Below are 25,269 nucleotides of genomic sequence, written 5' to 3' on the forward strand. Positions count from 1 at the left end.
CTTTTTTGATTTTAAACGAGCTTTACTTTCATCACATCCTCAATATGAAGATTGAAAAATTCTTTGTGAATGTTGAATTCTTCTGCTCCTTCTTCTGGTATTTTCGGAACATAGGTACCATCCTCTTGCATCCTATAAGTGTTCACATTGTCTTTTAAGTTGAAAGCAAGGATATTCATCAGTTGCTTTTCCAAAAGTGGATCTTCTACTCTAAACAAAGATTCCAATCGCTTGTCAAAGCTCCTGACCATTAGATCCGCACTTCCAGCGTATGTCCTGGTCTGACCGTTATTGTGAAAATGATAAATTCTTGAATGTTCAAGAAAATCACCCACGATGGAAAGCACTTCAATGTTTTCACTCAAACCCGCACGACCCGGTCTCAAGCAGCAAATCCCTCTGATGATCAACTTGATGGTCACATTGGACTGTGATGCCCGGTACAATGCAAAAATCACCTCAGAATCTTCCAATGAATTCACCTTGATGAAAATACCGCTGGGTAAACCATTTCGTGCATTTTCGGCTTCCTGCTCGATGAATTCTATCAATTGGTTTCTCATGTCCCGGGGGGCAGTAAGTAGATTTTGATAGGTTGTCGGCATGCTGTGACCGGTGATGACATTGAAAAACTCCGAAACGTCGTTGGCCAAAACCTCGTTGGTGGTCAATAATCCGATATCTGTGTAAAGCCTTGCTGTGTCTTCATTGTAATTACCCGTTCCCAAATGAACATATCGCGTGACTTTGTTGTCATCTTTTTTGACGATCAACATCAATTTTGTATGGGTTTTCACATTACTGATGCCATAAATCACAAAACAACCTGCCTTTTGGAGTTTTTTGGCCTCCCTTATATTGTTCTCCTCATCAAACCTCGCCTTGACTTCAAACAAGACCGAAACGTGTTTTCCGTTTTCTGCGGCTCTCAACAAAGCTTTGGTAATCCTTGAATCCTTGGCCAACCTGTAAATGGTCATTTTAATCGCCATCACGTTGGGATCCTCAGATGCCTTTTCGATCAATTCCAAAATGGGATCGATATTGTTGTAGGGATGGTGCAGCAATATATCCCTGGTTTTCAAGACCTGGAAGATATCATCCGTTCCTTCGACAGGATAAGAAATCGGCAGGACCGGCGCCGGGATTTGAGGAATTTTATCCTTGAAACGTCTGTTGCCAATCACTTGCCATAAACCAGTGAAATCCAACATACTAGATCTCTCCACCTTGAAAATACTATCATCTTGGATGGTCCAACGCTCCTTGAGCAAATTGATCATCCATTTGCTGTAGCCTTCCTCTATTTCCAAACGAACTACCCGGCCTGTTTTCCTCTCATTCAATTTTCGTTTTACCTCTTCCAAAAAATTGGCATCCATGTCCTCACTTTCTTCCAAAGTAAAATCTCCGTTCCTGGTAATCCTAAAAAGGTTGATGGATTCAATGCCTACGTTCCTGAAAAGAGAAACGATGTTTTCACGAATGACCTCTTCTATAGGAATATAGATGACAACATCTTCCCGCTCAATCTCGAAAAAACGAGGGATATTAGAAGGTATCTGAACAAATGAAAGTTTTCTGTTTTCTTTTTTTTCACCATGTGCCAGTGTCACCACCCCGAACACCAACAATTTGTTCATTAGGATTGGAAAAGTGCGGTAGCCGTCATAGACCATCGGCGTCAACATTGGGTAGACTGCCTTGATGAAATATGATTTGATATATTCCTGCTCGTCTGGCTCCAAATTTTTAACATTGCTCAAAATAAATCCCGAGTCCGACATGTTGGGAAGCAGGTTTTTGAGGAAATGTTCTTGCTGGTCTTTGTGGAATTTCTGGCATTCGAGTAGTAACCTCAACTTGAAGGGGTCTTCTCTCAATCCAGAATAATCCACACGTTCCTTGTCATAATCGAGATAATTATAGAGCGATCCAACCCTGATCATAAAAAATTCATCCAAATTGGATGCAGTGATGGCTAGGAATTTCAGTTTTTCAAAAATCGTTCGTGTTTCTTTTTTGGATTGATCCAAAACCCTTTCATTGAATTTAAGCCAACTCAAATCCCTACTGATCAAATCGCTGCTGTAAATGATATTCTCGAACTTATCTTTTGTTGCTACTTTCATGAGATTCTAATAACTAACAAATCTAATAACTTGGGCAATAATATTATGCATTCCAAAATTAACAATTCATTAAATGAAAAAAAAAGGGGCGAAATGCCCCCTTTATAATAGTGGTTCAACTTGAAATTAGATGTCTATTTTCGCGTATTTGGCATTTTTTTCAATAAAATCCCTTCTCGGTGGAACTTCATCACCCATCAACATACTGAACAGGTGATCTGCTTCTGCTGCTGATTCTATCTGAACCAATTTAAGGGTTCTTGTATTTGGATCCATGGTAGTACTCCAAAGTTGCTCAGGATTCATTTCTCCAAGACCTTTATATCTTTGGATATTGATGCTGTCTTCTTTTCCTTCTCCAGCCATTTCCCGCATCAAAATCTTCCTTTCTGCCTCAGTCCAGCAGTATCTTTCGTCTTTCCCTTTCTTCAAAAGGTACAATGGTGGTTGAGCGATATATACATATCCTTTTTCAATCAGCGCTCTCATGTACCTGAAAAACAATGTCAAAATCAATGTCCTAATGTGGGATCCATCGATGTCAGCATCCGTCATGATGATGATTTTATGGTATCTCAAATGGGAAAGATCAAGTTCCTTGTCATCATGGGCAGTACCGAATTTCACACCGAGTGCCGTCAGGATATTCTTGATTTCTTCGTTGTCGTAGATTTTATGCTCATGGGCTTTTTCCACATTCAGGATTTTACCTTTCAAAGGCAAAATTGCCTGGAAATCCCTTTCTCTTCCCTGCTTGGCTGATCCACCAGCAGAATCCCCTTCGACAAGATACAATTCACAAACCGCAGGATCCGAATTGGCACAATCGGCCAGCTTTCCAGGAAGTCCTCCTCCTCCGAGTACGTTCTTCCTCTGAACCATCTCTCTCGCTTTCCTCGCCGCATGGCGCGCCTGGGCTGCAAGAATCACTTTTCCGACGATGATCTTCGCTTCTTTTGGATGTTCTTCCAACCAAACCTGAAGGGTTTCCGAAACAGAACTGTCAACTGCACCGACAACATCGGAGTTTCCCAGCTTTGTCTTGGTCTGCCCCTCAAATTGAGGTTCTTGTACTTTTACGGAAATTACCGCAGTTAATCCTTCCCTAAAGTCATCACCTGAAACCTCTAGTTTCAACTTATCAAGCATACCGGACTTGTCCGCATAACTTTTTAAAGTTCTCGTCAATGCCCTTCTGAAACCGGAAACGTGAGTACCCCCCTCATAGGTATTGATGGTATTCACATAAGAAACCACATTTTCAGAATAGGAAGAATTGTAGCTCATGGCCACCTGAACAGGCACGCCATTTTTTTCAGATTCTATATAAATTGGTTCAGAGATTATTTTTTCTTTGGTTTCATCCAAATATTGAACGAATTCTACCAATCCACCCTCAGAATAAAACTCATCTGATTTTGGTTTGCCATCATCCTCCAAATCCCTCATGTCAGAGAGATATATGCGAATGCCGGCATTAAGAAATGACATTTCTCTCATGCGGTTGGCAATCGTTTCGTATTTAAATTCTGTGTGAGTGAAAATACTGGCGTCAGGCCTGAAAAATATCGTTGTCCCTCTTTTGTCAGTGGTTCCGATTTCTCTCACATCATACTGCGGAATACCAATTGCATATTCCTGCTCATATACTTTTCCATCTCGATGAACTGTTGCTCTCAATGTGGTAGACAGGGCGTTCACACAAGAAACCCCTACCCCGTGAAGTCCACCGGAAACTTTATAGGTATCCTTATCAAATTTTCCTCCGGCATGCAGGACAGTCATTACAACCTCCAAAGCAGATTTCTGCTCTTTTTCGTGCATGTCAATCGGGATACCCCTACCGTTATCCGATACCGTTACAGAATTGTCTTCGTGGATGGTCACATAAATTGTATCACAATGACCCGCTAATGCTTCATCAATTGAGTTATCGACCACCTCCCATATCAGGTGATGCAATCCCCTTGTTCCAATATCCCCGATATACATCGCGGGTCTTTTTCTTACTGCTTCTAATCCTTCTAAAACCTGGATATTAACTGCTGAATAATTCTTCAGATCTACTTCTTTTTTTTCGCTCATAACTGGTTCAAAACGCCTTCTTTTTATCAAAAAAAGAGATTTTTTAATCTTTCAATCAAGCCGTAATAATACGAAAAAAAACTGACAGTACATATTCCAAAACTACCTTTAATTCAACTCTTCAAAGGCAAAAATGAAATGAACACATTCCTGAATACGAATACTGAAACTCCTTGAAATGTGTGTTTTATCTTGGCGATTGCAATTTCCAGAAGTACCAATTTAAAGTCAATTGACTTGTTTTTTAAGTAGTTTATGTACGTTTGTTTAATTTGTTTAATGATAGGTTAAACAAACTATAAGTTTTTCATCTTATTGAGGCATATCTTAAACAATATATTTTATTCCAAACCCTTACCAACTTAAATTAATATTTCATGAAAACCCTCCTAGCCGCAGATCTTATAGGTCTTGACAAAATTATCAACAGTGATCCTGTTGCCATCACCTTCTTTATTGGATATATGGCAATGTTTGCATCGGCTGTTTTCTTTTTCGCAGAAAGAAGCAGTGTAGATGGAAAATGGAAAACCTCGTTATTGGTTTCAGGTCTGATCACAGGTATTGCCGCAGTCCATTATTACTACATGAGGGATTTTTACCTCCAGACAGGTACCAGCCCAACAGCATTCAGGTATGTTGACTGGACTTTAACGGTTCCTTTGATGTGTGTGGAATTTTATTTGCTCACAAAACCATTTGGTGCGAAGGGTAGTACCTTAACCAAATTGATCATCGCTTCTTTGGTCATGTTGATTACAGGCTATATCGGTGAGACTTCTGGTATTGATAACAATGTGATGTGGGGAATATTTTCTACCCTAGGTTATCTGTACATCGTATATGAGGTATTTGCTGGTGATATTGCTAAACTTTCCAAGTCATCAAACAGCCCTGCTTTGGCAAGTGCAATGTTCTTGTTGAAAATCTTCATCACCTTGGGATGGTCCATCTATCCACTTGGTTACATGGTATTACCAGGAAACTTATTGTCTGGAATGTTTGAAGTAAGCAGTATTGATTTGTTCTACAACCTTGCTGATGCGATCAACAAAATAGGTTTTGGTTTGGTGATCTACTCTGTAGCAATTGCTGAAACTGCAAAAAGTAGAAAAGTAGCATAACCCCAATAAAAATACAAAGGCTATCTGCACATGCAGGTGGCCTTTTATTTTCTAATCCACCCAAGATGACTTACGATTTTATTGTTACTGGACTTGGCTGTGCTGGAATGAGTTTTATGTATTATTTGCTGGACAGTGAATTGAAACATAAAAAAGTACTCCTCATTGACAATTCCAAAAAAATTGAAAATGACAGAACATGGTGTTATTGGGCAGAAAATCCACTGGAAATTCACCCTAAAAATTCCCCTCTTATTTTTTGGGATCGCATCAACATCATCCATAAAAATGATGTCTGTCAAAAATCTCTTGGCCCCTTGAAATATTACCACATACAATCCTCTGACTTTTATTTTGAGGTTCTGGAAAAAATAAAGGGTTTCACCAATGTAACCATTGTGCAGGATAAAGTAGTGGAATTTGAGGAAAATGAGAAGGATCAGGTCACTGTCAAAACCTTAAATTCAGGTAATTTTATTGGCAAGAAAATTCTGAATTCAATTCTTCCTTTCTCCGAAAATAAGGGCGAGTTGATGCTAAAACAAGTCTTTTTGGGTTGGAAAATTAAAAGCCCAAAGAATGCTTTTGACCATCGGTCAGCTACCTTAATGGATTTTCCTGCCAGTGATTCCCGTCAAACAGAATTCTTCTATATTCTCCCATTCAGTGAAACCGAGGCGCTCGTAGAATACACAATTTATACACAAAATACCATTGAGACTTCTGTAATGGAAGCAAAACTTACCCAGTATATTCAGCAGCATTTGGGAATCGATCAATTTGAGACTGTTTTCAAGGAACAGGGAATAATCCCCATGACGACGAATAAACTTTCCAAAGCAAAATTCCAAAACATCATTCCCATTGGAACCCTCGCGGGATGTACAAAGCCTTCCACAGGATTTACTTTCTATGACATCCAAAAGCACTGTAAGGATATCGTACGGCAGTTGGTAAGAAATCAGTCGAATTTAAAGTTTGATTGGAAGAGAAAAAACCGATTTACATTTTACGACAATATTCTACTCAACATCGCTGTGAAATGGCCGAAAGAGTTGCCTTCTATTTTCAAGGAAATGTTCGAAAAGAACAATGGGGAATCAATCCTCTACTTTTTGAATGAGGAAAGTACTTTTTTGAATGAAGTTAAAATCTTGGGTAGCTTGAAATTCAAAATATTCATCAAATCAGTGTTGCAATATGAAAGACATTGAAAATCTTGGGAAAATATTGGGGTTATTGATTTCAATCCTCTATTTGGTGTTTTTCCAAGGCAACCTTACCTACCAGTGGGTTTGTTTTTTATTGATTTTGGTGACCATTGGAATTCCTCATGGCGCGATTGACCATCTTTTGGAAAGACCAAGATTAGATCCAAAATTCTTGACCTTTTTTATATTGAAATATTTATTGATCATAGGCTCCTATCTCATTCTTTGGGTTTTTGTCCCCCTGTTCTCCTTGATCGCTTTTATTTTGATGTCAGCGTACCATTTTGGTCAAAGCCATTTTATTCACTCTCCCATAGAAAAACACAAAACCTTCACCTATCTAGCCATAGGCGGATTTTACCTGAGCGTTATCCTTTGGGGTGATTTTGAGGCGACCTCCAGCATTGTGGGAAGTGTCATCTCCATAGAAAATTTTGAGATTTTTGGAAAGTACCTCATCGGTTCACTTTTTGTTTTGACCGGAATTTTGATTTGGATAAACAAAAAAAATACTTTTTGGATATGGGTCACCGAAATGTTGGTTATTGGTGGCGTCCTTTTTTCCCTTCCACTGTTGTTGGGATTTATCCTTTATTTTGGTTTTTGGCATGCCCTTCCAAGCATGGCTTTTGAATTCAAAACTTTAAAAATCCGCCTTGGAATCTCAGGATTCAAACCCTTCATTAAAATGCTCCTCCCCTTTAGTACCATCAGCATTTTGGGTATATTTTTGATACTTTGGTTTGTGCAAGGCAAAATGGGACAAGAGCAATTGATATTGTTGTTTTTTGTGTTGGTATCCTTGATTTCAGCTCCTCATATTTGGTTTATGAACCGTTTTATTGAACGGTCCCAAAACTAAAATTGACCCGTACTCAACATGACCAAGTTACATGCTTGCATGACGGCAATATTCTTTTTCCGAGCAAGGTCCATTAATTCCGGATTTTCAGTGCCTGGATTGAAAATGATTCGCTTTGGATTCAAGGATATAATATAATCCACCCACTCTTTTTGATTTTCGGGTCCAATGTACAGTGTGATCGTATCCACATCATCAATGACCGGCTTTTCTCTCAAATCCAGTATGGGTTGGCCAAACAGAACCCCTTTTTTGATCCCTACGGGCACGAAGGGAAAGCCTCTTTCATAAAACATTGATGCTGCCGAATAGGCATATCTGGATGGATTGGTGGATGCTCCTAAAATCACTGTCTTTTTCATGAAATTTTCTTATCTACTTCCAAAAACCCTGTCTCTTTCAAAGCTTTCCATATGCCTGTGTTTTTTACTTTCGTAAATATCCGCAATGGTAATCAGTATTCCAGTTTCCTCAACAGCCCCGAATTCATTGTTCAGCGCTGTACCGAAGTTTTTCATGGTCGGGGAAAGATTCATATAAGTATTGATCAATGGGGGAATGTTTTCACCATAAGCCCTAATCTTACTGTTCAGCACCTTATATCCCTCTTTGTAATCCAAGTCCTTAAAAAGCATTTTGTACTCGGAAATATCGGTCACATAATCCAAGGCCAATTTGTCCAAGGGCCTCACCAATTCCTCTGGATCCGGAAAATAATGATTCATGAAATACAGCAATAAGTCCCTTGCTTCACGGTTGTAATGGGGATACATCGTAACCTTACCAAAAAGATATTTGACATCAGGGTTCAGCATGACAATGGCTCCGAGACCGTCCCAGAGATTGTCCAAGGAAAACAGTCCCTTTCGATTATCAACATTCGGTTGATATTTTGGCTGAACGAAAGACCTGCCCAATTCAATGGTAAAAGGTATAAACTCTTTGATAAATTTATCTGAAAACCTGAATAAGTGCGCCGTAGAAAGGTTGATTTCCCCATCCACGCTAAATCCAGCGCTTTTGCAATGGATAAGTCTGTATCCGGCTACGATTTCCTCATCTTCTGGATTCCAAGTGATCAACTGCTGATAACAGTTTTCACTAGTATCATTATCATCGATATCAGTGGGGAGACCGGTTCCGCCGCCCGCACCTCTAAAAGTCAGTTCTCTCAACCTGCCGATTTCAGATACGACATTTGGGGCATTATGGTAATCAACCAAATAAATATGGTTGTTCCCATTATTGGTATATCTCAAGAAACGATCCTTTGTCAATTCACTTTTCAGGAGCCCTCTGTCTACTGCAGGTATTATTTCTTGCATAAATAACTTCTTTTAGACCAATTGGTAAACCATTTGTTTAACTTCCTCGGCCCACTGTTTTTCATTTTTTGTTCGGTCAAAATACTGGTAAGAAATTGGTTTTCCTATATGAACTGTGACTTTTTTGCCCTTTTGGGAAAACATTTCATCAGCGAGGTAAAACATCTCCAGATTTGCCTTGATGCCCAGTTTTTCACGGATTTGCGCAAAATTGTAAAAGAAGTTCGAGTTACGACCTTCTATATACACAGGGACAATATCTTTTTTATATTTTTTGGATTTTGAAATAAAACTCTTCTTCCATTCCAAATCCATAATGCCATGGGCTTGTTTGCGGGAAACCAATCCTGCCGGAAAAACCAAAACTGCGTGTTCTCCGGAATAGGTTTGTTCGATTAATTGGGTGACTTCCCTACTGTTTGCGCCGTGCTTGTTCACAGGAACGAACATGGGTTCAAAGTTTTTGATATTGGTCAGGATATCATTGACCAAAAACCTGATATCTGTCCGGTATTTTCCCAATGCATACATAAAGGCGATTCCGTCCAATCCTCCTAGGGGATGGTTGGATGCAAAAATCACCGGCCGATCCATGGGGATGTTCTCCGCACCTTTTAACTCCACCTCGACGCCAAATTCCTTAATCAAGGCATTCACAAAATCAATCCCTTGCAGGTGACCATTGTTTCGCATCACCTGGTTGATATCCTTTTCGTGCGCAATTCTTTTGATGTAGGCCAACACAAAACCAGGCAACCAGCGCTGCAACTTTGGATTTTTGTCTTTTATGACTTTTTCTATATCGATGAATGGCTCCTTGGCTTCCAATTTTAACTTTCGCGAAGAGCCTTCTTGCTTTGCCTTTGGTGATAATCCTCTGATTTACATAGTCATTGGATTCCCAAAAAGATGCAATAGTTCCTCTTTTATTAATATTTTAAAATTTTTGAAGCCTAAAAATACAAATTTTAAATTATATGTAAGCTATTTTTGCCTTAACAGAATATTATTTTTGGAGGATCCATAAATTGCTTTTAACAAAGCTGGGTTTTTCTGGGTTTATTTAAAAAAAAATGAAAATGAAGAGTATAGCGATCACGGGACCCACTTCTGGAATAGGTGCAGAGACAGTTAAAGGACTGGTTTTAAGCTTTGATAAAATCTACTTAATGGCGCGGAGCGAAGCAAAGGCAAAAGCAATGATCGATACTTTTCCTGAAAAGGACAGGTCAAAATTTTCCTTTATCCATTTAGACCTTGCAGATATGGACTCTGTGAAATTAGCCGCACAAACCTTGAGTGGAATGGAGACGGCTCTGGATGTTCTGATCAACAATGCCGGAGGCATTTTAATAATTGTTTAAATAGCTTTTAAACTACATCTAAACCAAGAAAAACAGACTTTTTATCCATATTTATTACACTTTTTACTATCTTTGTTACCTATCCAAACAAAGAAAAAGATGAAAACTATATTCTTCATTAAAAATGCCAGTGCAGGGTTAAATGATGTCAATTCACTTGTTTTGCGCTATCGCATCCACTCCACCAAAAAACAGAAGGTAAAAGGACTTTTAATCAAATTGACCAAGAGTCAATGGAACCAAGAAGAACAGAAGGTAAAACGTTCAAATTCATCATATATATTATACAACAAACGATTAAACTTCATTCAAGAAGAAATTTCAAAACTTGAAGAAAAAAATGGAATACCTAATGTAACACCTGAAAATATTGATATAATTGTTGAAGCTTCTTTGACTGGTGTTCAAGTAACAGAAGTAGTACAAAAGAAAGACCTTCTAATTTCTTTATTTGATCAAAAAATAGAAATAATGAAAGTAGATGAAGCAATTGGAGAAGGAAATATAATTAATTATAATTCAACAAAAAGTTCAATCAAAAAACTGGAAAAAGAATTAAATATACAATACACTATTGATTATTTAGAAAATTCTTTACAACAATTTATAAGGGATTATGTAAATTTTAGAAGAAAAACAATAGCAGAAAGTACAATATTAAGAGATATAAAAACAATTAATAGTATAATAAATTGGTATAATTCGGAAAATAATAAAAATATAAAAACAATAATTTTATCTAAAATCAATTTTTTAAAAGTTGAAAAAGAAGTAGTATTTTTAACATTACCAGAAATCAAGATTTTTTATCAATTTGTAAATGATCCATTGAGTTATGATGTAGAATTTTCCAATGAAGATATTATATATATCAAAAGATTTTTATTTAGGTGTTTTTGTGGTATGAGAATCCAAGATATGAATAAAAGAAATATAAATGAAAAATCAGTACTTCCAATAGATAATACAAAATTCACTTATTTTCAAGCCAAAGGTGATAAAGAATGTAGTGTACCTTTTGTTGGTGATCTGTATCTATATAACCTTGCCAATAGCATTAATTTTGATTTTCCAGAGTTTATTGAATCAAGAGAGGTTAGAAATTATGGAGTGAGAGAAACATCTCTAATACGTTCTTTTTATGGAAAATTAATAAAGAATAAAAGAAGTAGAAAAGTAATAACAAATAAAGGTGTTACATACCAATCATTGGAAAAATGTATTTCTTCACATACTGCAAGAAAAACATTTGCAAAAAGTATTATATATGATTCATTTCAAGATATTTATTTTACTTCAAAAATGCTTGGACATACTGATGTAAAGACAACACAAATATATTTGGGTATAAATGAAGAACAAGAATTTTTAAAATATCAAGATTTGAAATTGAATATCTAATTATAATTAATCAAAATGAAAACACTATATCAATATAAGATATAGTGTTTTTTTATGTCTAATTAATACCATTATAAAAATATATAAAATATTATAGTTAATTTTATAAATAAATTAGATTTTCGAATTTTTTAAACTATTTATAAGAAAAACAATATGACAAATGAATTATATAAGTATGTAATACAAATATCAAAGAAAATAAAAAATAAAGAAGATATAGAAGATGTACAACAAATAGTATTTCTACAATTATGTGAAAAAGATATAATTAATAATCAATTGGATGAAGAATTAAAAAAAATAATCTTGGGTATTGTCTGGAATTGTAGTACAAAATTTTATAATCAAAACAAATTAAAAAATGCTTCAAGTGTAGAATATATTCCAGATAATAATCAAATATATTTAAGTCCTGAAAATGAAGAAAAATTAATTAATGAAGGAAAAATAGAAAAAGAAATACTTGGAAAATTAAAGAAATTTATTTTTGAAAATTATTATAAAAAAAATAAAATACTACATTATAAAAAATTTCGAATATGGTATTTATCATATTTGGGATGGTCTTATAAACGAATAAATAAAAAGGTAGATATTAAATTGTCCATCAAAATAGTTGAAAATGTAAGTAGTATAATTGAGAACATTATTAAAGCAGATTTTGATTTTGATGAATTTAAAAACATAACAAAAATAAAAATAAAAGATATAGTCCAATTAGATCTTAATTATTCATTCATTAAAAAATATACAAATATTCTCACTGCATCCAAAGAATTAAATATTGAATATTCAACTATTTATAATTGTGTTAAAAAAAATACAGATAAAGTAGGTAAATATATTTTTATGGAAGAAAAAGAATTTATGCAAGGTAATTTCAAAAAGAAAATAAGAAAATTTGAAGTTTTTGATAAATCAGATAATTTTTTGGGTGAATACATTATGCTTAATGAAATATCTAAAAAATATAATATTAGAAAAGGTGAATTATCCAATATGATAAGAGGTAAAAAACATTATATCAAAAAAATTAAAATTGAAATTGTTTATTAATTTAAATAGATTAAAAAATAATGTAACTGATAATCAAGACCTTATATAAATCCAATAAAATTATATTAATTAAATAGAATATTATTTGATTTTCAGAAAAAAATTAGTATTTATATTTGAATGTGAAATTATAATAATCTATACTTGCATTCAACAACTAAACAAAAACAACAATGGAACAAGTAAAAGAAAAAGTAAATGAAACAATTAATGAAAAGCAAGGTGAATTAATGACTAAAAAATTAATCAGATCTACTGGGGCATTAAGAACTGATAATGGTAATTATATAATTAACAGTGAAGATCTTTTTGAATGGTTCAAAAGTGGTGCATACTTAAATGAAGCAACTGAATGGGATTCTATTTAATTACTGATAACAACTAAATAAAAAAAAAATGGAACAAGTAAAAGAAAAAATAACCGAAACAATTATTGAAAATATTTTAAAATTTGATAATATTATTTTCCAAAAGGAACTTATTTATAATAATTTATCGAATGAAGAAAAATTAGATAATAATAATTATTGTTTTATATTTTCAACAAGATCAAAAGAAGAAGTAAATTCTATTTATGAAAAAATACAAGAATTAGCATACAGCACTAATTTTGGTGGTAATCCATATGAAAATAATTCTTATATGAAATTTAAATATAATGGAATTAAATATCATATTAATTCACCGAAAAATAGTAATGGTGATAAAAATTGGAATTCTTATCATAAAGATTCAAAAACAATAATAACTATATATTATAACTAATATGAAAAAGATCTTAACAGTAATACTTTATTTATTTTCTATTACAATGTCAATAGGACAAGGAAAATTATTAATTGATGAAGAAAATCAAAATACTTTAACATTTCAAGGAATATATAATATAGATGATATTGAAGATATAAAAAAACATTCAATATTTGAAACAAATATAGTTAGTCCAAATAGAGTATCTGCATTGATGAGAAGAACCAAGATCAATAGTAAAGATTTTGGATATGAAACAAAAGCATTTATTTTTAATGGTAAATATTACTGGATAATATCAGATATATTATATGAATTTAAAGATGATAGAGTAAGAATAACAATGACTGGATTATCATATTATAATTCATTTCTTGGAGGAATTCCAACACTTTATTCAGCAAATGATTATTTCTTTAAACATAATATATTCACTAATATATATAAATTCAATGAACCACTTAGAGATGATTATATATCATTTGCTGGAATATTGGATAAAATGATTTTAAAAAAAGAAAATCTAATTATTGAATCAGAAGATTGGTAAAAAAATATTTGTTGTATTTTGATTGTTTAAACCTATGTCATAAGATGTAGGTTTTTTTTGTTTTGTGACAATTGATAAATCATTAATTAAATTAAACAATAATAATATGAAAAAGATATTAATGATAATACTTCTAATCACATCCTTCACAACCTTCACAGGTTGCAAGGTAGAACAGGAAATAGAAAAGGAATACAAATGTATTGATACAAATGATGGACATCTTGCAATGCTTAATAATGCTTATATCACATCATTCAAACAACCTGAAAGAACTATTGAAGGATATGAAATGTATTTCATTTCAAACTATTCACATTGTGTACCATTAGATTTGAATAGAGTTAGACAGATGTACAGAACTATTTATGAAAATGGAATAGAAGATAATTAATACAAATATTCAATAAAGAATAATTAACCTGTACTATTATAGTGCAGGTTTTTTTGTGTCTTATAAAATAATATATTATTACCTGCAATAATAATTAACCTGATTATCAAGTACATATATATTTTTTTAAAATTAATTGATAATAAATTAAAATAAACTAAAATGTATAGTATTTATATCAAAACAAAGATATGAATACAGAAATATATAACTACATCTTAACCACTTCAAAGAAGATTAAATGTAAACAAGACATAGAAGATGTTGCAAGCGAAGTAACATTAATACTATTGGAAAAGAAACTAATGGATAATGAATTAACAGAACCATTAAAGAATTATATCAAAGGAATCATTTGGAACTATTCAACCACATTATATAATCAATTCAGATTTGATACAGATTATATTGAAGATAATATTAATAGTCATTTTGAAATAGTATATGATGATTCAAATGATAGAATGAATGAAGATAACCACATAGAGTTATCACCTGTATATGTAAAGAGTATGAAGGTAATAAAGCAATATGTATTTGATAACTATTATATCAAAAGAAAAAGATTAACCAAATGGAGAGTATTTTATTTGAATCATCTTGGTTATGATTATAAATTTATAATGAAACGATTGAATATTAAGTATCAAACCTGTATTGAATACAAGTATCAAGCACAAAAAGAAATCAAAATTTTATTTGAAATATAAATTGATATCATATTAATTATGTTCAAGTGGTTATAGTATTTTTTTATTTTGTTAAATACCTGTTGGCCTTAAGAAAGTCAACAGGATTTTTTCAAAGTAAATTGATAAGTACATAATTACTTATATATAATGAAGACCATTTGAATTTATAATAGTTTTCTAAAATTTTAAGGGTAGGGGGTGTTCGATTTCGTAACACATTGTATATCAACCGCTTCTGGGAAGATGATCTTATACACACGCAAAATCCCTTAGTCCCTTTGTTATAACCACAATTATTATGGGAAGAAATAGATTAAGTGATGAAATAAAGAAGCAAAGAGGGACATTAGAAAAGTCACGAATCAATAAGAATCAACCACTTATACCCAAAATATTTGATCTTCAATCAATAAAAATTCCAACACATCTTAATAAGTATTCAAAGGTATTTTTTAAAAAATATGCAGAATTATTGATTGAAAATAATGTAATAACCATATCAGATTTAGAAAGTTTGGAAGTATTATCAAGTGAATATGGAAAATACATTGAAGCACAACACGAAATTAAAAAAAGTGGATTAATACAAGATATAACCAATACTAAAGGATTTACCTATAGTGTTCAATCACCTTGGATACAAATAGCTAACAATGCACATAAGAACTATATAACAATGCTTGCAAAGTTTGGCTTAAGTCCTTCTGACAGATCCAAAATAGTAACAATAAAACCAAAAGATTCTGTTGATCCACTTAGTGAATTTTTTAATGATAATTAAATGAGTCAATTAATTAGTGGACAAAACACAATAGACTTCACCAAAATAGATCATAAGAAATATTATTTTGACTCTTATACAGCAGATAGAGCCGTTAGATTCATTGAAACCTTTTGCAGTCACGTAAAAGGAGCAATGGCATTAAAGCCATATATCTTACAAGATTGGGAAAAAGAAATTGTATCTGCTTTATTCGGTTGGAAGCATAGGAAAACAGGATTAAGAAAATTTAGAGAATCATTTATATTTCTTCCAAGAAAGAATTCCAAAACAACATTAAGTGCTGCTATAAGTGTTTATATGCTTATGGCATCTGGTGAAAAAGGTGCTGAAGCTTATTTTTGTGCTTCAAGTAGGCAACAAGCTTCAATTAGTTTTGAAATTTTTAAGTCAATGATACGCCAAAATAAGCACTTAAACAGTCATTTGGACCTATTTAGATCTTCAATTGAATTCAAACAAACCAACTCCTATTTTAAAGTTGTATCAAGTGAAGCTGGTGGATTGCACGGAGCAAATTTAAGTTTTGCATTATTAGATGAATTGCATTCAATGCCAAATGCAGAACTATATGATGTAGTAAAAACTTCTATGGGTGCTAGGTTAGAACCACTTTTAATAAGTATTACAACAGCAGGATCTAATAAAAACCATATATGTCACGATCTTTATGAGTATTCAAAAAAAGTTATACAAGGTATTATTAAAGATGATACTTTTTTACCAATAATTTTTGAAGGTATAGAATACAAAACTGATGAAGAACTTTTTTCAATAAAGAATATTGAAAGAGCTAATCCATCATATGGTAAAAGTATTCAAGAAGATTTTATTAAAGAATTAATTGCAAAGGCAAAATCAATGCCTTCATTTTATAACACTTTCAAACAACTACATTTAAATATATGGGTAGATAGTGCAGAAAGTTGGGTATCCAATAATGATTGGATGGCTAATAATGTTGATTATGATGAAAATGATATGTTGGGTGAAGATTGTTGGGCAGGTCTTGATTTGGCAAATAATAGAGATTTAAATGCTTTTGTGTTGGCATTTCCACAACCAAACGGAACAATAAGAACTTTAAACTATACTTTCTTACCTCAAGAAGCTGCTGAAAGAAAAGATAATATAAGTGCTGGTAAAGCATTCCTTGGATGGGCTAAAGATCCTAACAACAATTTATACTTAACTGATAACAGGTCAAGAGATGACGATTTTATTTATAATAAGATTGAAGAATTAAGCAAGAAATTTAAGATTAATAATATTGCTTATGATCCTTGGGGTGCGGATCAACTTACAACAAAACTTGAATTGAATTTAGGATTGAAATTTACTGAATTTAGACAAGGATATATTACAATGTCACCTGCAATTAAAAAGGTTGAATCTCTTATAATGGAAAATAAATTGATTCATAATTCCAATCCATTATTAAGATGGTGTATATCAAATGTTAAAATTGTAAAAGATGATGCAGGTAATGTTAAAATGTCAAAGGAAAGAAGTAAAGAAAAAATAGATGCTGCTGTTGCGCTTGTTATGGCTGTTGGACAATATCATAGAGATGTTACAACAGAAATAAAAGATGAATTTGATAAAATCAGTCCTTACGATTCAAAAGGTTTTTTCTTTCTTTAATTATTGATAAGTATATAATTATATTATATATCAGTAAGGAAAAGATGCAAATAATAAACAACAAGTTAATTTTTAATATTAAAAGAAGTGAATCAATTGATACAATTATTTCTTTGGGTACTGTAGGTGAATTTAAAATATCAGATTTTGATGTAATTAAAAGTGATGTTAAAGCTTTAAATAATATTGATGGTAATATAATTTATTCACCTGTACTAATTCTTAATGGTGAAGAACTTTCTTTTTCAATTCCTTCAAGTATAACAGAAAAATTACCCAACAAATCATATTTTGATATTAAGGGTAATATTGGTGATACCACTATAATTTTATTAGAAGGTGAAATTAATATTTCAAATAACGTAACAAAAGTATGGATTTAAATATAATTAATAATCAAGTTATTAATGAATTAAAAATTATTGATAATAAAGTTCAAATTACTTTAAATGTTGAATCTGATGCTGCTTCAAGAACAATAATTGCAAAAAATAGAGCAATTCAAGCTGAATTATTAGCTATATCTAAAGCTTCTGAAGCATCTACCAGTGCTGTTAATGCATCTGTAAGTGAAGTTGCTGCAAAGGAATCTGAATTAATAGCTGTAACAAAAGCAAATGAAGCAAATACCAGTGAAATTAATTCTAAAGCATCTGAATTAATAGCTGTTGAAAAAGCATCTGAAGCATCTACAAGTGCAATTGAGGCAAAAGCAAGTGAACTTATAGCTGTAACAAAAGGATCTGAATCTGTTGCCAGTGCAATTGAAGCAAAATCAAGTGAAACAATTTCAGTTGCTAAAGCTGCTGAATCTGTTTTAAGTGCTTCTAATGCGTCTGTAAGCGAAGTAAATTCAAAAGCAAGTGAAACTTTAGCTGTATCAAAAGCAAGCGAAGCAACAGCAAGTGCAGTAGCTGCAAATGAATCTAAAATTCAAACTGATTTAACATTTTCCAATACCCAATCCTTACTTGGAAATTTTTTTAACCCTGAAATATATGCACTCAATGTTAGGGGTATGTTGGAGAGTGCAAATTTTGAAATTAAATTAAGGCACGTACAACAAGAGATTGATACACTTGATTATAATCCAGATTTGTTAATGATTCCATCTGCCAGAAAAGATGGTAAACTTTATAGTGTTCTTCCTGCTGATGGTACAGGTGATTTCACAGTATCCCGTAACGGCACTAAAACAGTTATGGGTAAAAATGGATTATTGGTGACAGTTCCTGCAAATACACCTGCATTAGAGTTTAATCCAGATGGGACGTTTAAAGGGGTGTTGGTTGAACCTGCAAGTACTAATTTATTTATAATAAATGAAGATTTTAATAATGGATATTGGTTTAAATCAAACTCATCTATACAGCATATTTTAAAACAATCCCCTTTCGGATCAACTTTTTTAGTTTCTAAGCTTATACCAAATGAAGGAGTTACAAGCGCAAGGGTGTTTAAATCAATGCCTTTAATAGCAAATACAGATTATAATTTTTCTGTTTTTGTTAAAAGGGCAGGTTATGATACTGTATCAATTTGGTTCAATGGTTCATCTGCACAATTGGATATTGGATTTAAAGGATCTACATACATTGCAGATTTAACAACAGGGGAAACTAATGATGCAAATCTTAAAATAGTACCATTTAATAATAATTGGTATAGAATATCAATCACGATTAAGGTGCTAGCATCTTTTAATTGTCAATGTGTATTTTCAGCTAATCTTAAAAATAGTACAAGTGTAAACAATGTTTTGGGTGATGGTGTATCAGGTATATATATATGGGGTGCACAACTTGAAATAGGCTCGGTTGCTACTTCTTACATACCTACAACCACTGCAACAGTAACAAGACCTGCTGATATTATAACAAAAAATAATGTGCTAGAATTAATTTCAAAGACCGAAGGAAGTTTTTATTTAGAAACTTATATGAAACTTTATAATAACTTAATATCAGGAACAATTTTATATGTTGGTGATGGTTCAGTAAATAATAGAATAATTTTATTGAGGGCAACAACTGGAGTTAAAGATATAGTGTTAATTGCTACTGGGCCAACTGGCATTACTGTTATAAGGAATAATATTAATGTATCTGAAGGTAAATATAAATTTTGTGTTGTATATAATAATCAATTAATTAAATTATTTATTAATGGAATTAAGATTAGTGAGAGTCTTTCAAGAGGTTCATTTATTGGAAATAATATTATTAAATTGGGAAGTAGAGAAAATGATACAGAAGGTTTAAACGATCACATCAAAACATTTGCTATATCTAAGCAGGCCTTAACAGACGCACAAGCGATAACATTAACAACCTTATAATTATGGAACAACAGAACGATTATAAATTTAGAACAACAAGTAAAGAAGATTTTATATCAGATATGGGTAAACTAGGTTTTCCAATTGATATAGTAAGTCAAGAAGCAATAGAGGCTGGTTATTATCAATCTCCTGTATTTTGTGTTATATGGTTGGGTAAATTAGCCAATCCTTATGAAATAGATATAGAAGGAAATCTAACAGAAGAAATAACATATATAGATGGTTATTTTGTAGATATAAGGATTATTAATCCACTTCCAGAAGGTTTTGAAGCAATCTTTACTAATACAGTTATAGATAACAGGTATCCACATAAATTCAGTTAAAATGAAAGGTTTTATTCTATTTATAATAGCAATTATTTTATTTATTCCATTAACAATTTGGAATATAATAGAAGTTGGTATTAAATATAAAAGCTGGAAAAGTATTGACGGATATTTTTTTAATACTGCATATGATATAGATAGATTTGGAAATCATAATTTTAGAACCTTATTAAATAAATATTTGATTAAATCAAATGGTTATCAATTTGGTGATTTCAGAGAAACAATAAGTAGTGTATTAGGAAAAAACTTAAGAGATAATACACTAACAAAAGCAGGAATATATTTAGTAAAGATATTAGATTATATTGATGAAAATCATTGTGAAAAAAGTATAATAGAATTAACATAATGAAGTATATTTTTTTAATATTTTTTTTCTTTACCAGTTGTATCACATTACACAAAAAACATCTTGCAGTCAATAGATATTTTATTATTAATTCAATTGATGGAAATTATGTTAATGTATATAGTCCTTCAACAAAAGAAGCATTAAACCATATGAATTTTACAATCTATTTTCCAAGTGATGTATCTGTTGGAGATACTTTAATAGTGATAAATTCCAACAAATTAATAAAGAAGTAAAAATTTTTAAATATGAAATTGACAGATAATTTTTTTGTAAGTGAAGTAACTTGTAAATGTGGTTGTGTTTTACCAGATGATATTAAAGCAAATTTAAAAAAGGTTGCAAAAAATCTTGAAGTTATTAGAGCTGAAATTGGTAACAAAGTATTAAATATCAATAGTGGATACAGATGCTTAAAACATAATACTAAAGTAGGTGGTGCAAAAGCAAGTAAACATATGCAAGGTATTGCAACTGATATAAGATGTAAGACTATAACTCCAATTGAATTAGCCAAAATAATTGAAAGATTAATGGATGCAGGTAAAATATCTAAAGGTGGTATTGGAGTTTATAAGACTTTTGTGCATTATGATATTCGAGGATATAAAGTAAAATTCTAATGATAACTATAAATTGATTTAATTATAATTATTAATATAAATAATTTTTTATGTTATTCGGTTATAATTCCTTCAATGATTTAATTCAATCCACTTTCAAGAATGTAGATACAAATCTTGTTATTAAATTTCTTATTCCAATTATAATTTTTATTGATATTATTTTTCAATTTTTATTTCAATCAACAAATGGTATCTATTTTTTAATGAGTTTATATATAATTGATTTTTTTACTGGTGTTGCAAAAAGTATTATGTATTCAAGACAAGTAAATTTATTGGTTAAAGAAAATAAACAAGTACCAGAGGAAATAAAGAATAAAGTATTAGTATCAAAGAAATTTCCTAGATTTTTAATGACAATGTTATTTGCATTAACATTACTATCTATTTTAAAATTTGCTGGTGTATACGTAATTGTATTTAGTCCTTTATATAGTATTTTTTATGCAGTTTTTTTAGGCCAACAAATAATTTCAATTGTTGAAAATGGTGGAGAAATGAAATTAATACCTTTTGATGTTGTAAAGAAACTAAAACAAAAAATTAACATCCTGAAAAATTGATTATAATATAATTATAGTCATATGAATAAAGGAAATAAATTTGAATTTTTAAAAGATACATCTGTAAGATATTTCAATATTGAAAATGATGTACCTGTTAATAATAATATTACAGAAGATAGAACATATCCAACAAATTTTTTAAGTCCTTCAATACTTTCATTAAATGATTTTACCGCTAATGGTACAGTTGTAAATGAAAAGACTGCATTAACTATTGCATCTTTCTACCAAGGTATAAATATTATTGCTAATACAATTTCAACACTTCCAATGAAAGTACATAGGGGAAAAGAAGTTGACAAAAATAATATTATTTATTATCTATTAAAGGAAAAACCAAATAAATACCAAACTGCTTTTGAATGGATTAATACAATGTTATTAATTATGATAACAAAAGGAAATAGTTTTTCTTTTATCAAAAGAGATAATTCTGGTGATATATATGAATTGAATATTATTAATTATACATATGTTGAAGCTGTTATTTTTGATGACGTATTATTTTTCAAATTTGATGGTGATAAAGATTTAGTATATAGAAATGATGAAGTAATTCATTTTAAGAATATTGGTACAGGTTATTTAGGTATAAATCCAATACTTAATTTTAAGAAGAATTTAGAAGTTAATTTGAATACTGTTGAATATACCAATAAAATATATAATGGTGAAGCTAGTAGTTTAAGAGGTACTATCACTTATGATAAAGCACTTAATGATAAACAAAGAGAAGTATTAAGAGGGGAATTATCAACCAATTTTTCAGGTCCAAACGGCAAAAGAATTTTATTCTTGGAAGATGGGATGAAATTAGATGCAACCAAATTAGATCCTGCTTCAACCAAATTTTTGGAATCAAGACTTTTTGAAAAATCTGAAATTGCATCTATGTTGAATTTACCATTGTTTCTTTTAAATGGTGATAGTGGTACAAATCAAAATATTGAATTCAATAACATAAGATTCTACCAGACTACATTATTACCTATCATATCCAAAATAGAACAAGAATTAAAAACAAAATTATTTTCAAAGCAAGAAATTGTTTTTGATGATTTACATATCAAAATAAATGTTAATTCTTTATTAAGAGGAGACACAAAAGCAAGAGCAGATTTTTATAAGCAATTATTTTATCTATCTGCAATCAGTCCTGAAGAAATAAGAGATTTAGAAGATATGCCAAATGAAATTAAAGGAAAAACATTTGTACAAGCTAATTTAATTCCTTCTGATTTGGTAAATGATTTTTGGGACTCTAAAGCAAAATTAGATATTAGTAAAGCAAATGATTTAAATAATACAGAAAATGAAGAATGAAATAAGAACATCTAATGATATAGAATTTAGAGCAATAGATGATAATGGAAAGAAATATATTCAAGGGTACGCATTGAAATTTAATACACTTTCAAAAGATCTTGGAGGATTTTATGAAACTATTGAATCTAATGCTTTAAATGATAATACTGATTTATCAGATGTGGTAGCACTTTATAATCATTCACCAATGTATCTTTTAGCTAGAAAAAATAGTGAAGTAGATACACTTGAAATTGAAGTTGATGAAATTGGATTAAGATATAAATTTGAAGTTGATATGGAAATTTCATATTGTAAAGACCTATTTAGACATATCACAAAAGGTAATATATCCAAATCTTCATTTGCTTTTAGGATTTCAGAAAATGGTGATAGCTGGAAGAAAGTTGATGATAAATATATCAGAACCATAACAAGTTTTAAAGGTATTTATGATGTAAGTCCAGTGGTTAATCCAGCCTATGAAGATACATCTGTTAGAAATTTTGAAGACAAAATTAAAGAGCTGGATATGATTAATGATAAGAATATTGAAATAGATCCAATTGAAAAGAAATCATTCAATAATTTAAATGAAAATACTCTAAAATTTATTGAGTTATTCAAATAAAAAATTGATAGATATATAATTAATAATATAAATTAAAATAGAATAAAATTTTATAAATAAATAGATGAAAAAATCATTAGAATTAAAAAGAAAATTGGCAGTAATTGAAACTGAAATGAGAACCATTTTAGATGCTGGCAAAGTAGAAAATAGAGATTTGAATGCAGATGAGCAATTATCTTTCAATACAAAATTTGAAGAAGTTGAAGCAATGAAAAGATCAATTGTTGATGCTGAAAAAGTTGAATCATTTGAAGCAAGACAAGCTGGAATATCTGCACCTGTTATAGGTAATAGAAGTTCTGAAAAATATTCAATCCTAGGACATATTCAAGCAGTTAGATCTGGTAAATTGGATGGTATCTATGGTGAAGCACAAGCACAAGGAGAATTGGAATTGAAAAATTCTGGTGTAAATGTTAATCCAAGTGCAGTATATATTCCTACAAATTATGAAAGAGATTTTTCTGTAACTGGTGATGCTGGTGCTAAAGGTGGAAATCTTGTATCAACTGATAAAGGTCCAATTATCGAATCTCTTTTTGAAGGTTCTTTACTTGATAAATTGGGTGTTCAAAAAATGCTTGGTTTGACTTCTAATTTGGATCTTCCTAAAGGTGGTGCAGTTGTATCTACTTGGAGAACTGAAAATCAAGCAGTTGTTAAATCTGATCATTCAATTGGACAAATCGAATTGAGACCAAACAGATTAGCTACTAGAATGAGTGTATCTAACCAGTTGATGACTCAATCAAGTTCTTCTGTTGATGCTTATTTGAGAAAAGAAATTATGAAATCTATCCAGAAGTCATTGGATGAAAAGTATTTAGAAAATCTTTTTGCTGCTTCTGATGCAAAACAGATTGTTATGGGTACTAATGGTGCTGCTTTGACATATGCCAAATTGCAAGAATTTATTGAAGCTGTTGGAAAATCTGAAGCTGACGTTGAAGCAAGTATGTTTTTGATCAATTATGACTTGTATTCTGCTTTGAAAGCACTTCCAAAAGTTGCAGGTTCTGACAGATTTGTTTTAGAAAATGGTTTGATTGATGGGTTTAAATACATTGCTTCAAACAGGGTAAAAGCTGATTTTGTTAAAGGTACTGGTACTGGTTTATCTGGAATGGTATTTGGAGATCATACAACCGCTATTTGTGCTGGATGGGGTGGAATTGAAATCATTGTAGATAATTTCAGTGAAGCTGCTAATGGTGCTTTGGTATTGAATGTTGGATCTTATTGGGATTTGAAAGATAAATATTTTGAAGGAAAATCTTTGGCAAAAGATATAATAGCTTAATTTTTTATAATATTAATAATATAAGAAGGGTATCCAATCGGATACCCTTTTTTTATTGATAGCATTGTAATTATTAATATAACAAAATAATCAAATATGGAAAGTAATAAAGCATTAGAATTAATTTTAGAAGCACTTGAAAAAGCAGTAACACATAAAGTATATACAAAACTTGAATTGAACTCAATTGAAGAATGTTTAAGTGCATTACATAAATTAGTAGAAAAAGATAATACAAAAGAAGATGGAAAAGATTTATAAGTATTATTGTTTTATTAAAAAATATCTTTTTGAGATATTAAAATATATTGGAATTGTTGACAGTATCATAGATAAAATAAAGGATAAAAAGAAAGATAAGAATAGTTAAATCACATCCAAATTCAGGTTATTTCAATAATACTGTATTAGAAGTGGATGAAATAGAATATGAATCTAT

At 31.1% G+C, this 25,269-nt stretch carries 28 protein-coding genes; 23 read left to right on the forward strand and 5 right to left on the reverse strand.

Annotated elements, in window-relative coordinates; translation table 11 throughout:
- Window positions 1-11 precede the first annotated feature (11 nt).
- Both ppk1 and gyrB read right to left on the reverse strand, forming a co-directional pair.
- On the reverse strand, window positions 12-2,132 hold the full coding sequence (gene ppk1, locus F824_RS0114965) for a polyphosphate kinase 1 (protein WP_019598728.1): 2,121 nt from the start codon (window positions 2,130-2,132) through the stop codon (window positions 12-14).
- Between the two features lie 126 nt (window positions 2,133-2,258).
- Window positions 2,259-4,217, reverse strand: a complete 1,959-nt coding sequence (gyrB, locus tag F824_RS0114970; RefSeq protein WP_019598729.1) for a DNA topoisomerase (ATP-hydrolyzing) subunit B — start codon at window positions 4,215-4,217, stop codon at window positions 2,259-2,261.
- Window positions 4,218-4,594: 377 nt separating this feature from the next.
- On the opposite strand from gyrB, the gene F824_RS0114975 reads away from it, so the two are divergent.
- The 3 genes from F824_RS0114975 to F824_RS0114985 all read left to right on the forward strand — a co-directional run bounded on the left by F824_RS0114975 (window position 4,595) and on the right by F824_RS0114985 (window position 7,414).
- The gene (locus F824_RS0114975) at window positions 4,595-5,341 is read left to right on the forward strand and encodes a bacteriorhodopsin (RefSeq protein ID WP_019598730.1); all 747 of its coding nucleotides are present in this window, start codon (window positions 4,595-4,597) and stop codon (window positions 5,339-5,341) included.
- Window positions 5,342-5,406: 65 nt separating this feature from the next.
- Entirely contained in the window at window positions 5,407-6,555 is a 1,149-nt protein-coding gene (locus F824_RS0114980) for a lycopene cyclase family protein (RefSeq protein ID WP_019598731.1), read from the forward strand.
- Window positions 6,542-7,414, forward strand: coding sequence for a Brp/Blh family beta-carotene 15,15'-dioxygenase (locus tag F824_RS0114985; protein ID WP_019598732.1), 873 nt, complete (start codon window positions 6,542-6,544; stop codon window positions 7,412-7,414). Before F824_RS0114980 ends, F824_RS0114985 begins: the two co-directional genes overlap by 14 nt.
- Here the strand turns inward: F824_RS0114985 and F824_RS0114990 are convergent.
- Genes F824_RS0114990 through F824_RS0115000 form a run of 3 tightly spaced genes read right to left on the reverse strand, consistent with a single transcriptional unit; the run spans window position 7,411 to window position 9,567 of the window.
- Entirely contained in the window at window positions 7,411-7,776 is a 366-nt protein-coding gene (locus F824_RS0114990) for a CoA-binding protein (protein ID WP_019598733.1), read from the reverse strand. The two genes, F824_RS0114985 and F824_RS0114990, sit on opposite strands and share 4 nt — an antisense overlap.
- Before the next feature lie 9 nt (window positions 7,777-7,785).
- Window positions 7,786-8,739 (reverse strand): GNAT family N-acetyltransferase, encoded by a 954-nt coding sequence (locus F824_RS0114995; protein WP_019598734.1) that lies wholly within the window; start codon window positions 8,737-8,739, stop codon window positions 7,786-7,788.
- Window positions 8,740-8,751: 12 nt separating this feature from the next.
- The gene (locus F824_RS0115000) at window positions 8,752-9,567 is read right to left on the reverse strand and encodes a 1-acyl-sn-glycerol-3-phosphate acyltransferase (RefSeq protein WP_019598735.1); all 816 of its coding nucleotides are present in this window, start codon (window positions 9,565-9,567) and stop codon (window positions 8,752-8,754) included.
- A gap of 251 nt (window positions 9,568-9,818) precedes the next feature.
- Between F824_RS0115000 and F824_RS26665 the strand changes: the two genes are divergently transcribed.
- The 20 genes from F824_RS26665 to F824_RS27530 all read left to right on the forward strand — a co-directional run bounded on the left by F824_RS26665 (window position 9,819) and on the right by F824_RS27530 (window position 25,091).
- Window positions 9,819-10,103, forward strand: a complete 285-nt coding sequence (locus tag F824_RS26665; RefSeq protein ID WP_161629736.1) for an SDR family NAD(P)-dependent oxidoreductase — start codon at window positions 9,819-9,821, stop codon at window positions 10,101-10,103.
- 99 nt (window positions 10,104-10,202) lie between these two features.
- Window positions 10,203-11,504 (forward strand): tyrosine-type recombinase/integrase, encoded by a 1,302-nt coding sequence (locus tag F824_RS26885; RefSeq protein WP_019598737.1) that lies wholly within the window; start codon window positions 10,203-10,205, stop codon window positions 11,502-11,504.
- A gap of 156 nt (window positions 11,505-11,660) precedes the next feature.
- Entirely contained in the window at window positions 11,661-12,563 is a 903-nt protein-coding gene (locus F824_RS0115015) for an NUMOD1 domain-containing DNA-binding protein (protein WP_019598738.1), read from the forward strand.
- Window positions 12,564-12,736: 173 nt separating this feature from the next.
- Window positions 12,737-12,931: a hypothetical protein gene (locus tag F824_RS0115020; protein WP_019598739.1), complete on the forward strand. Its 195-nt coding sequence runs from the start codon at window positions 12,737-12,739 to the stop codon at window positions 12,929-12,931.
- A 28-nt stretch (window positions 12,932-12,959) separates the two neighbouring features.
- Window positions 12,960-13,328 carry a hypothetical protein gene (locus tag F824_RS0115025; RefSeq protein WP_019598740.1) on the forward strand — a complete coding sequence of 123 codons (369 nt, stop codon included), beginning with the start codon at window positions 12,960-12,962 and terminating at the stop codon, window positions 13,326-13,328.
- Between the two features lies 1 nt (window position 13,329).
- Window positions 13,330-13,863, forward strand: a complete 534-nt coding sequence (locus F824_RS0115030) for a hypothetical protein (RefSeq protein WP_031327151.1) — start codon at window positions 13,330-13,332, stop codon at window positions 13,861-13,863.
- A 106-nt stretch (window positions 13,864-13,969) separates the two neighbouring features.
- On the forward strand, window positions 13,970-14,257 hold the full coding sequence (locus F824_RS0115035) for a hypothetical protein (protein WP_019598742.1): 288 nt from the start codon (window positions 13,970-13,972) through the stop codon (window positions 14,255-14,257).
- A gap of 191 nt (window positions 14,258-14,448) precedes the next feature.
- Window positions 14,449-14,967: a hypothetical protein gene (locus F824_RS0115040; protein ID WP_019598743.1), complete on the forward strand. Its 519-nt coding sequence runs from the start codon at window positions 14,449-14,451 to the stop codon at window positions 14,965-14,967.
- Window positions 14,968-15,247: 280 nt separating this feature from the next.
- The gene (locus F824_RS0115045) at window positions 15,248-15,730 is read left to right on the forward strand and encodes a phage terminase small subunit P27 family (RefSeq protein WP_019598744.1); all 483 of its coding nucleotides are present in this window, start codon (window positions 15,248-15,250) and stop codon (window positions 15,728-15,730) included.
- Window positions 15,731-17,374 (forward strand): terminase large subunit, encoded by a 1,644-nt coding sequence (locus F824_RS25995; protein ID WP_019598745.1) that lies wholly within the window; start codon window positions 15,731-15,733, stop codon window positions 17,372-17,374. It abuts the gene before it with no gap.
- 44 nt (window positions 17,375-17,418) lie between these two features.
- On the forward strand, window positions 17,419-17,757 hold the full coding sequence (locus F824_RS0115055) for a hypothetical protein (protein WP_019598746.1): 339 nt from the start codon (window positions 17,419-17,421) through the stop codon (window positions 17,755-17,757).
- On the forward strand, window positions 17,748-19,712 hold the full coding sequence (locus F824_RS26890; protein ID WP_019598747.1) for a phage head spike fiber domain-containing protein: 1,965 nt from the start codon (window positions 17,748-17,750) through the stop codon (window positions 19,710-19,712). Before F824_RS0115055 ends, F824_RS26890 begins: the two co-directional genes overlap by 10 nt.
- Before the next feature lie 2 nt (window positions 19,713-19,714).
- A complete protein-coding gene (locus F824_RS0115065) occupies window positions 19,715-20,041 on the forward strand; it encodes a hypothetical protein (RefSeq protein ID WP_019598748.1) in 327 nt (108 codons plus the stop codon).
- Window position 20,042: 1 nt separating this feature from the next.
- Window positions 20,043-20,396: a hypothetical protein gene (locus F824_RS0115070; protein ID WP_019598749.1), complete on the forward strand. Its 354-nt coding sequence runs from the start codon at window positions 20,043-20,045 to the stop codon at window positions 20,394-20,396.
- A 251-nt stretch (window positions 20,397-20,647) separates the two neighbouring features.
- Window positions 20,648-21,022 carry a YcbK family protein gene (locus F824_RS0115080; RefSeq protein WP_019598751.1) on the forward strand — a complete coding sequence of 125 codons (375 nt, stop codon included), beginning with the start codon at window positions 20,648-20,650 and terminating at the stop codon, window positions 21,020-21,022.
- A 50-nt stretch (window positions 21,023-21,072) separates the two neighbouring features.
- Window positions 21,073-21,588 (forward strand): phage holin family protein, encoded by a 516-nt coding sequence (locus F824_RS0115085; protein ID WP_019598752.1) that lies wholly within the window; start codon window positions 21,073-21,075, stop codon window positions 21,586-21,588.
- 21 nt (window positions 21,589-21,609) lie between these two features.
- A complete protein-coding gene (locus F824_RS0115090) occupies window positions 21,610-22,914 on the forward strand; it encodes a phage portal protein (protein ID WP_019598753.1) in 1,305 nt (434 codons plus the stop codon).
- Window positions 22,904-23,527 (forward strand): HK97 family phage prohead protease, encoded by a 624-nt coding sequence (locus F824_RS26005; RefSeq protein ID WP_019598754.1) that lies wholly within the window; start codon window positions 22,904-22,906, stop codon window positions 23,525-23,527. Before F824_RS0115090 ends, F824_RS26005 begins: the two co-directional genes overlap by 11 nt.
- 64 nt (window positions 23,528-23,591) lie before the next feature.
- On the forward strand, window positions 23,592-24,830 hold the full coding sequence (locus F824_RS0115100) for a phage major capsid protein (protein WP_019598755.1): 1,239 nt from the start codon (window positions 23,592-23,594) through the stop codon (window positions 24,828-24,830).
- Window positions 24,831-24,926: 96 nt separating this feature from the next.
- Window positions 24,927-25,091 (forward strand): hypothetical protein, encoded by a 165-nt coding sequence (locus tag F824_RS27530; protein ID WP_019598756.1) that lies wholly within the window; start codon window positions 24,927-24,929, stop codon window positions 25,089-25,091.
- Window positions 25,092-25,269: the final 178 nt, after the last annotated feature.

The sequence above is a fragment of the Rhodonellum psychrophilum GCM71 = DSM 17998 genome, assembly GCF_000381545.1.
Classification (GTDB): Bacteria; Bacteroidota; Bacteroidia; order Cytophagales; family Cyclobacteriaceae; genus Rhodonellum; species Rhodonellum psychrophilum.

What these genes read in the sequence shown, in the direction of transcription:
- F824_RS0115045 (WP_019598744.1), top strand. Translation starts at nt 15,248, where the DNA reads ATGGGAAGAAATAGATTAAGTGATGAAATAAAGAAGCAAAGAGGGACA.
- F824_RS0115020 (WP_019598739.1), top strand. Translation starts at nt 12,737, where the DNA reads ATGGAACAAGTAAAAGAAAAAGTAAATGAAACAATTAATGAAAAGCAA.
- F824_RS0114990 (WP_019598733.1), bottom strand. Translation starts at nt 7,776, where the DNA reads ATGAAAAAGACAGTGATTTTAGGAGCATCCACCAATCCATCCAGATAT.
- F824_RS0114985 (WP_019598732.1), top strand. Translation starts at nt 6,542, where the DNA reads ATGAAAGACATTGAAAATCTTGGGAAAATATTGGGGTTATTGATTTCA.
- F824_RS0115065 (WP_019598748.1), top strand. Translation starts at nt 19,715, where the DNA reads ATGGAACAACAGAACGATTATAAATTTAGAACAACAAGTAAAGAAGAT.
- F824_RS0115025 (WP_019598740.1), top strand. Translation starts at nt 12,960, where the DNA reads ATGGAACAAGTAAAAGAAAAAATAACCGAAACAATTATTGAAAATATT.
- F824_RS0114995 (WP_019598734.1), bottom strand. Translation starts at nt 8,739, where the DNA reads ATGCAAGAAATAATACCTGCAGTAGACAGAGGGCTCCTGAAAAGTGAA.
- F824_RS26890 (WP_019598747.1), top strand. Translation starts at nt 17,748, where the DNA reads ATGGATTTAAATATAATTAATAATCAAGTTATTAATGAATTAAAAATT.
- F824_RS25995 (WP_019598745.1), top strand. Translation starts at nt 15,731, where the DNA reads ATGAGTCAATTAATTAGTGGACAAAACACAATAGACTTCACCAAAATA.
- F824_RS26005 (WP_019598754.1), top strand. Translation starts at nt 22,904, where the DNA reads ATGAAGAATGAAATAAGAACATCTAATGATATAGAATTTAGAGCAATA.
- F824_RS0114975 (WP_019598730.1), top strand. Translation starts at nt 4,595, where the DNA reads ATGAAAACCCTCCTAGCCGCAGATCTTATAGGTCTTGACAAAATTATC.
- F824_RS0114980 (WP_019598731.1), top strand. Translation starts at nt 5,407, where the DNA reads ATGACTTACGATTTTATTGTTACTGGACTTGGCTGTGCTGGAATGAGT.
- ppk1 (WP_019598728.1), bottom strand. Translation starts at nt 2,132, where the DNA reads ATGAAAGTAGCAACAAAAGATAAGTTCGAGAATATCATTTACAGCAGC.
- F824_RS0115085 (WP_019598752.1), top strand. Translation starts at nt 21,073, where the DNA reads ATGTTATTCGGTTATAATTCCTTCAATGATTTAATTCAATCCACTTTC.
- F824_RS0115030 (WP_031327151.1), top strand. Translation starts at nt 13,330, where the DNA reads ATGAAAAAGATCTTAACAGTAATACTTTATTTATTTTCTATTACAATG.
- F824_RS26885 (WP_019598737.1), top strand. Translation starts at nt 10,203, where the DNA reads ATGAAAACTATATTCTTCATTAAAAATGCCAGTGCAGGGTTAAATGAT.
- F824_RS0115035 (WP_019598742.1), top strand. Translation starts at nt 13,970, where the DNA reads ATGAAAAAGATATTAATGATAATACTTCTAATCACATCCTTCACAACC.
- F824_RS0115055 (WP_019598746.1), top strand. Translation starts at nt 17,419, where the DNA reads ATGCAAATAATAAACAACAAGTTAATTTTTAATATTAAAAGAAGTGAA.
- F824_RS27530 (WP_019598756.1), top strand. Translation starts at nt 24,927, where the DNA reads ATGGAAAGTAATAAAGCATTAGAATTAATTTTAGAAGCACTTGAAAAA.
- F824_RS26665 (WP_161629736.1), top strand. Translation starts at nt 9,819, where the DNA reads ATGAAGAGTATAGCGATCACGGGACCCACTTCTGGAATAGGTGCAGAG.
- F824_RS0115070 (WP_019598749.1), top strand. Translation starts at nt 20,043, where the DNA reads ATGAAAGGTTTTATTCTATTTATAATAGCAATTATTTTATTTATTCCA.
- F824_RS0115090 (WP_019598753.1), top strand. Translation starts at nt 21,610, where the DNA reads ATGAATAAAGGAAATAAATTTGAATTTTTAAAAGATACATCTGTAAGA.
- gyrB (WP_019598729.1), bottom strand. Translation starts at nt 4,217, where the DNA reads ATGAGCGAAAAAAAAGAAGTAGATCTGAAGAATTATTCAGCAGTTAAT.
- F824_RS0115015 (WP_019598738.1), top strand. Translation starts at nt 11,661, where the DNA reads ATGACAAATGAATTATATAAGTATGTAATACAAATATCAAAGAAAATA.
- F824_RS0115040 (WP_019598743.1), top strand. Translation starts at nt 14,449, where the DNA reads ATGAATACAGAAATATATAACTACATCTTAACCACTTCAAAGAAGATT.
- F824_RS0115080 (WP_019598751.1), top strand. Translation starts at nt 20,648, where the DNA reads ATGAAATTGACAGATAATTTTTTTGTAAGTGAAGTAACTTGTAAATGT.
- F824_RS0115100 (WP_019598755.1), top strand. Translation starts at nt 23,592, where the DNA reads ATGAAAAAATCATTAGAATTAAAAAGAAAATTGGCAGTAATTGAAACT.